This window comes from Streptomyces sp. NPDC050388, assembly GCF_040655635.1.
Classification (GTDB): domain Bacteria; phylum Actinomycetota; class Actinomycetes; order Streptomycetales; family Streptomycetaceae; genus Streptomyces.
The window spans coordinates 196572-202571 of record NZ_JBFAKH010000003.1 but is presented as its reverse complement, the minus strand read 5'-3'; the positions used below and the strand labels follow the sequence as shown (position 1 = coordinate 202571).

The window sequence follows — 6000 nt, the reverse complement described above, 5'->3', positions numbered from 1 at the left end:
TACCCGGTGGAGCGGATGATGCGCGACGCGAAGATCACGCAGATCTACGAGGGCACCAACCAGGTCCAGCGCATCGTCATGGCCCGCAACCTGCCCGGAACCCGGGGAGGCACTCGATGAACACGAACGATCGCGCCATACGCGAGGTCGGCGAGGTGGACGAGGCTGAACGCCAGGCCGCGGAAGGTGGTGAGCGTGCGGGGCACGTTTCCGGTGCGGCCCGGCAGGCGCCCTCGCCGAAGGTCACGTCGCGTACGAAGCGCTGGACCTCGATGGCCCGTTGACCGCGCAAGCAGCAGGCGAGAGTGGTCGCGTCGGCGGCCTCGACAGGGGTGGCCGTGACGCCGAGCCCGGCAGCCGCGTGGATCTTCCCGCCGCCGCGGCCGGTGGTGCACCCCTCGACGAGCGGGCCTGGGTGGCGTACGGGAAACCGACAGGCCCGCCAAGCCATTCACCTGACGATCCGGCCGACCAGAATCAGGCGTCGGCTGACCGCTGACGCCCGCCCGGCGCCGGATCGCCGAGCCTGCTGAAGACCTCGGCGCCACTGCCCGGATCCACCCACACCCTGATGACCTGGCCATGGACTACGACGTCGAACGTCGACTCCTCGGGCTCCGTCTCGGTCACCACGGTGAACTCCCCCCGGACGCATCCAGTGATCAGTGAGACGTCGGTTGGCGGAGCACGCTCGTGGAGGCCCCTCGGGGAGCACGCTGGATGCCCGAGGGCTCAAGATTCCAGGACGTCCAAGTACTACTGCGACGTCACCACCGGATCGACGACCTCGTCACCGGCGTTCGCCCGGAGGACGCCGAGCAGCTCCGTCAGCCGAACGACGCCCTCGGCGGGCAGGCCCGGCCGCTCGAAGACCTCCACGTTGAGCCGCCCGGTCGCCTCCTCCACGACATCGCGCCCGGCATCGGTCAGCGACGCCAGGACGACCCTCCGGTCGTTGTCGCGCCGCAACCTCTCGACGTACCCCTGACGGACCAGGCGCTCGACCGCGCTCGTCACGCTCGTCGGATGCACCTGGAGCAGCGAACCCAGACGCGCCATCGGCATCGCACCGGAGCGCGCGAAGGAGAGCAGCCGCAGCACCTCATAGCGGGCGAAGGTGAGGCCCAGAGGACGCAGCACCGCCTCGATCCGTTCCATGAGCAACTGCTGCACCCGCACCACCGACGTGACCATGGCCATCCCGTCGGCGGCATCCGCCCACCCGTGGCGGAGCCACTGACTGTGCGCCTCGCGGATCGGGTCTCGGCCGAGCGTCATGCGGAACAGGCTACGACAGATTAGCTGGACGCCCTAGTATCCGTGTACGAGCGAAGAGAAGATCGTCATTGTTGACGGCACCCGGACGCCGATCGGGAGCTCCGGCGGCGTGTTCAAAGGCGTGCCCGCCCACGAGCTCGGCGCCGCCCACCGGCGCTGTCGCGTTCATTTCCCGCGCAACGTCTTCGCGGTGATCCCCAAGGACGCCGCGGAGACGGTGGCCGCGACCAGCCGCACGATCTTCACCCGGCCCACCGTCGAGGCTGTCCGCGCCCGGCTCGACACCGTCGCCGACATACTCTGACGGCGGTTCCCCAAGGGGAGGACGGTGTTCCCGTAGGCCAAGGTCGACCTCACCGCCTTCGCGGACTTCTCCGCGCGGCGTTGGAAGAAGATCCAGTCGACCAACCACTTGGAGCGGGTCAATCGGGAGATCGAGCGCCGCGTCGGCGTCGTCCAGATCTTCCCCGACCCCGGCGCCCTCGAGCGCCTCACCACCGCTGTGCTCATCGGGATGCACGACGAATGGATCGCCTTCCTCACCGCTGCCTCCCCGAAGGCAGCATGGACAGGATCTATCCAGCTGAAGACCGACCCGGCATGGTCACACCGCTACAGGGACATGACCGACAGTTCCGCCCTCCTGGCGGGCGTGCCCGTCCCGTTCCCGGCCCGCGCCCGGAAGCCACGCGAACGGGTCACCCGGAGCCCACCAGGAGGAGGGCGAAGTCGCCGTACTGGTACACGATCTGGTCTTCCGTCAACTCCCCGTCCTCGCGGTACCAGACAGCCACGCCCATCCCGAGGTCCAGAATCGCGTACGAGGCCAGGCGGGCCGATGCGACGTGGAAGCGTCCCGCGGCGACCCCGGCCTCGACCAGCTCGCGGAACGCCTTCTCGTACGCGGCGCGCCGGTCCAGGACCGCGGTGCTGTGCGGTTCTTCGAGGCTGCGGATCTCCCGGTTGCCGACGAATGCCTCGAGTCGGTGCCGCGCGTGATAGCGGACGTGGGCCTCGGTGGCGCGCCTGAGCCGTTCGGCGGGGTCCTCGGTCCCGGCGACAGCGGTCCGGTGGGCGGCGAGCAGCGCGTCCATCGTGCCGATCATGATCTGCGCGAGCAGCGCCTGTTTGGAACTGACGTGTTTGTACAGGCTCGGCCCGCGGACGCCGACGGCCGCACCGATGTCGGCCATGGTGGTGGCCTGGTAACCGCGCTGGGTGAACAGCTCCAGGGCGGCGGCGCGGATCGCGTGGGCACGCGGGGGGCTGCCGGCTGCCGGGGTGCCGCCGGGCCGGCTCGCAGCAGTGTCTCGATGCGTACGGGGCTGTGGCACGGAAGGCTCCTCGGCGTGGGTTGCGAGATTCAGCTAGCACATGCTAGCTGGATCACGGGCAGCCACGGCGGCGAATCGCTGCGGGCCTTGACAAGCCACACACCTGCCCGTTGTCATGTGGCTAACGTCTATTAGCCAAGCTGCCGGGTCGCGCAGTGCGCGAACCTGCCTGGCGTCAGGAGGCACCGTTGCCCGTGAACTCGGACCACAGCCCCGAGGTCGTGGATCTCGCCCGCCGTACGGCGGAGTTCGTCCGCGAGGTGGTGATCCCGGCCGAGGAGGAGTACGGCGGGGTCTCCGCCACCGGAGGGGAGGCGCTGCGGACGCGCCTTCAGGAGGCTGCCCGCGGGGCCGGGGTCTTCGCCCCGCACGTCTCCTCGGAATACGGCGGCCACGGTCTGGACATGCGCGGCCGCGCGCTGGTGTTCGAAGAGGCCGGCTACTCGCTGTTCGGTCCGCTCGCCCTGAACATCGCGGCCCCCGACGAGGGCAACATGCACATGCTGGAGGCGATCGCCACCCCGGAACAGAAGGAGCGCTACCTGCGCCCACTCGCCGAGGGCCGGGTGCGGTCGTGCTTCGCGATGACCGAGCCGGCGCCGGGTGCCGGCTCGGACCCGTCGGCGTTGACGACCCGCGCCGAGAAGGTGCCCGGGGGCTGGCGGATCGAGGGCCGCAAGTGGTTCATCACCGGCGCGGACGGCGCGGCGTACGCGATCTGCATGGCCCGTACCTCCGGTGAACCGGGGACTCGGGGCGGAGCGACGATGTTCCTCGTCGACGCCGACAACCCCGGGATGAAGATCGTGCGGCACATCGACACCCTGGACGAGGCCTTCTTCGGCGGACACTGCGAGGTGCTCTTCGACGGCTGTGTCGTGCCGGACGAGGCGGTGCTCGGCGAGGTCGACAAGGGCTTCGAGTACGCGCAGGTCCGGCTCGGCCCCGCCCGGATGACGCACTGCATGCGCTGGCTGGGCATCGCCCGCCGCGCCCAGGACATCGCGGTGGCCCGCGCCGCCGACCGGCAACTGTTCGGCTCCCGGCTCGCGGAACTCGGCATGGTCCAGCAGATGATCGCCGACAACGAGATCGACGTCGCCGCCTCGCGCGGACTGATCCTGCAGGCCTGCCGGGAGCTGGACCAGGGCCGCTCCGGGGCGCAGTCCACCGCGATCGCCAAGACGTTCACCGCCGAGGCGGTGTGGCGCGTCGTCGACCGGTCGCTGCAGATCTGCGGCGCGCTGGGCATCTCCGGGGACATCCTGCTCTCCCGCTTCCTGCGCGAGGTGCGCCCGTTCCGCATCTACGACGGCCCCTCCGAGACCCACCGCTGGGCGATCGCCCGCCGGGTCGTCCGACGCCACCTGGACGGCCGGACCGCGGGAGCGCAGCCGTGACCGCCGGGGCGACGAGCCCTCAGGGCCTGGACCTGGCGGCCCTCCAGCAGTACTTCGAGACCCGCGTACCGGACACCGCAGGGCCGCTGCGGGCCGAACTGCTGCACGGCGGCCGCTCCAACCTGACCTACCTGGTCACCGACGGCCGCTCCCGGTGGGTCGTGCGCCGCCCCCCGCTCGGCGTCCTGACGCCGTCCGCGCACGACGTGGGGCGCGAGTACCGGATCGTCGCCGCGCTGCAGGGCACCGGCATACCGGTTGCCCGGACGGTGGCGCTGTGCGAGGACCCCGACGTGCTCGGCGCGCCGTTCTGCGTCGTCTCCCACGTGGCGGGCACGGTGCTGCGCACCCACGACGACCTCCACGCCCTGCCCCAGACGGACATCGACAACTGCGCCGGCGCCCTCGTCGAGGTGCTCGCGCGGCTGCACGCCGTGCCGTACGAGAAGGCCGGGCTCACCGGCTTCGGCCGGCCCGAGGGCTACCTGACCCGGCAGGTCCGGCGCTGGCGCGACCAGTGGTCACGCGTCGCCACCCGCGACCTGCCCGACATCGACACCCTCCACCAGCGCCTGGCCGCCGAGGTGCCCGCCGAGAGCGGCGCAGCCATCGTCCACGGCGACTACCGCATCGACAACGCCATCCTGGATCCGGCCGACCCGGGGACGATCCGCGCACTCGTCGACTGGGAGATGGCCACCATCGGCGACCCGCTCGCCGACCTGGGCATGACCCTGGTCTACCGGGACCCCGCGTTCGACCCGGTACTGGGCGGCTCCGCCGCCTCCACCAGCAACCGGCTGCCCTCCCCCCGCGACCTCGCCGAGCAGTACGCCCGCGTCTCCGGCCGGGATCTGGGACGGCTCGCCTTCTACCTCGGCCTCGGCTACTTCAAGATCGCCGTGATCGCCGAAGGAATCCACGCCCGCCACCAGGCCGGAATGACCGTCGGCCACGGATTCGAAACGGTCGGCGACGCGGTGCCCCTGCTCGCGGCAGCGGGACTGCGCGCACTCGCGGAAGGAGGGACCTCGTGAACACCCGGGCAGTCGCAGCGGACTCCCCGGGAGAGGAACGCTCGGCCGCGCTCGTCACCGGAGCCTCCCGCGGCATCGGCCTCGGCATCGCCCAGGGCCTCGCCCGGGCGGGATACGACCTCACGATCACGGCCCGGGACGCCGAACTCCTGGAGAGGGCCGCCGATGACCTGCGGTCGTGGGGCGTACGCGTGCACCCGGTGGCCGGGGACATGGCCGACGAGGACGACATCCGCCGCATCGCACACGCACACACAGCGGCGCACCGCCGCCTCGACGTCCTCGTGATCGGAGCCGGAGTCGGCAGCGCGGGAGCCATCGGCAACGCGCCGATGCGCCGATTCGACAAGCAGTTCGCGGTCAACGTACGCGGCCCCCTGGTGCTCCTCCAAGAGACCCTTCCGCTCCTGCGCGAGACGGCTGCCCGCAACCCGGCGCACGGGGCGAAGGTGATCGCCCTGTCCTCCATCACCGGCCTCGCCCCCGAACCCGCCCTCTCCGCATACGGCGCAAGCAAGGCCGCACTGATCTCACTGTGCCGATCGGTCAACGCCGAAGTGTCGGCGGACGGAGTGTCCGCCACGGCGATCTGCCCCGGCTACGTCGACACCGACATGAGCGCGTGGATGCACGACCGCATCGACCCCACCGACATGATCCGCGTGGACGACGTCGTCCGCCTCGCCCTGGCCGTCACCCACTTGTCCGCACACGCGGTGGTCCCCGAGATCGTCGTCACCCGGCCCGGCGACCAGACCTGGCGCGCCTGACCCGGTGTCCCGCGCACCGCCACACGCCCCGGCCACCCACCGCATCACCCCGTGCTCACCCTGGTGTGGCTTCGACAGCCGGTGACCGCCGGCACTCCACCCGAAAGGCGGCGAACGTCCCGGGTCGGCGCAGGTCGTGGCGGTGGCGTCGGCGGACCCGGCGGCGGGTCATCGCGGTGCG

Annotated in this window: 8 protein-coding genes and 1 pseudogene; 6 read left to right on the top strand and 3 right to left on the bottom strand. The window is 71.2% G+C overall.

Annotated elements, in window-relative coordinates; genetic code table 11:
* On the top strand, positions 1 to 120 hold a 120-nt coding region (locus AB0I73_RS03330; RefSeq protein ID WP_363033280.1), incomplete at its 5' end, for an acyl-CoA dehydrogenase family protein.
* The gene (locus AB0I73_RS03325; RefSeq protein ID WP_363033266.1) at positions 117 to 284 is read left to right on the top strand and encodes a hypothetical protein; all 168 of its coding nucleotides are present in this window, start codon (positions 117 to 119) and stop codon (positions 282 to 284) included. The genes AB0I73_RS03330 and AB0I73_RS03325, both read left to right, overlap by 4 nt.
* Positions 285 to 477: 193 nt before the next feature.
* Here AB0I73_RS03325 and AB0I73_RS03320 read toward each other — a convergent pair whose 3' ends face one another.
* On the bottom strand, positions 478 to 633 hold the full coding sequence (locus tag AB0I73_RS03320; protein WP_363033264.1) for a hypothetical protein: 156 nt from the start codon (positions 631 to 633) through the stop codon (positions 478 to 480).
* Between the two features lie 123 nt (positions 634 to 756).
* Positions 757 to 1278: a MarR family transcriptional regulator gene (locus AB0I73_RS03315; RefSeq protein ID WP_363033262.1), complete on the bottom strand. Its 522-nt coding sequence runs from the start codon at positions 1276 to 1278 to the stop codon at positions 757 to 759.
* A 109-nt stretch (positions 1279 to 1387) separates the two neighbouring features.
* Here AB0I73_RS03315 and AB0I73_RS03310 point away from each other — a divergent pair.
* Positions 1388 to 1753 (top strand): annotated as a pseudogene (locus tag AB0I73_RS03310) (transposase); the annotation flags it as partial.
* Positions 1754 to 1976: 223 nt separating this feature from the next.
* Here the strand turns inward: AB0I73_RS03310 and AB0I73_RS03305 are convergent.
* Positions 1977 to 2612 carry a TetR/AcrR family transcriptional regulator gene (locus tag AB0I73_RS03305; protein ID WP_363033260.1) on the bottom strand — a complete coding sequence of 212 codons (636 nt, stop codon included), beginning with the start codon at positions 2610 to 2612 and terminating at the stop codon, positions 1977 to 1979.
* Between the two features lie 188 nt (positions 2613 to 2800).
* Between AB0I73_RS03305 and AB0I73_RS03300 the strand changes: the two genes are divergently transcribed.
* From AB0I73_RS03300 to AB0I73_RS03290, 3 genes are read left to right on the top strand one after another with little or no spacing between them, the layout of a single operon-like run.
* Complete coding sequence (locus AB0I73_RS03300; protein WP_363033258.1) at positions 2801 to 4012, top strand: acyl-CoA dehydrogenase family protein; 1212 nt, start codon at positions 2801 to 2803, stop codon at positions 4010 to 4012.
* Positions 4009 to 5049 (top strand): phosphotransferase family protein, encoded by a 1041-nt coding sequence (locus AB0I73_RS03295; RefSeq protein ID WP_363033256.1) that lies wholly within the window; start codon positions 4009 to 4011, stop codon positions 5047 to 5049. Before AB0I73_RS03300 ends, AB0I73_RS03295 begins: the two co-directional genes overlap by 4 nt.
* Positions 5046 to 5819: an SDR family oxidoreductase gene (locus tag AB0I73_RS03290; RefSeq protein ID WP_363033254.1), complete on the top strand. Its 774-nt coding sequence runs from the start codon at positions 5046 to 5048 to the stop codon at positions 5817 to 5819. The genes AB0I73_RS03295 and AB0I73_RS03290 overlap by 4 nt, the downstream gene beginning before the upstream one ends.
* Positions 5820 to 6000 lie beyond the last annotated feature (181 nt).